Raw genomic sequence first — 721 nt, 5'->3', positions numbered from 1 at the left:
CTTCGATCTCGATCTGCTGGTGCGTGAAGCCCCTGCCGTGATCACGCCGATCTTGCTCGTCGAGAGCGAGGGCTATCAGATTACCAACCGTGCGAGCGTTGGCCCGATCCTCGTCGGTGCACCGCTGATGATGGTGCACGAAGTCGCTTCGGCTGAGGGCACGACGGGCGAATCCGCCGACATCGATGCGGCCACCGAAAGCCGCATACTGCGCATCGACCTGCCCCACGGCATCCACGCCCGCCCGGCCGCCCGCATTGCCGCCTGCGCCCGCGCCTTCGGTGCCTCGATTACGATCGGCAAGGACGCGCGCACTGCATCGGCGCTCAGCCCGACCGGGCTACTTGCACTCGGCATTGGGCATGGCGACACGATCACGCTGGCCGCGCAGGGCAGCGACGGCACCGCTGCGCTCGATGCGCTGGTCGCGCTGATCTCCGGCGGCATGGACGAAGCGCCCGCGCCTGCCGCGCCGCCACCGATCGCGCCGCGTAATGCCGATGTGCCCGAAGGCGCACTTGTCGGCGTGACGGCGGCCCCCGGTCTTGCGATCGGCCCAGTGCGGCATCACCGCGCGATCGACCCCGAAGTGTTGCCGATGGGCAGCGGCGTGGCGCAAGAACAAGCCGCCTTCACCGCCGCTCATGCCGCGCTTGCGGCCGAGATGACACGTCAGGCCGCCACGGCACACGGCCCGACGCGTGCTATTTTGGAGGCCCAC

Annotated in this window: 1 protein-coding gene; it reads left to right on the top strand. The window is 69.2% G+C overall.

Annotated elements, in window-relative coordinates; translation table 11 throughout:
- Positions 1-721, top strand: a 721-nt coding sequence (locus AACY52_RS28860; protein ID WP_339561152.1) for an HPr family phosphocarrier protein, incomplete at both ends; no start/stop codon positions are given.

The organism is Pseudomonas sp. EA_65y_Pfl1_P113 (assembly GCF_963970525.1).
Lineage (GTDB): Bacteria > Pseudomonadota > Gammaproteobacteria > Pseudomonadales > Pseudomonadaceae > Aquipseudomonas > Aquipseudomonas tritici.
Note: the sequence above shows the minus strand (reverse complement) of the source record. Positions and strands in the feature narration are given on the sequence as shown.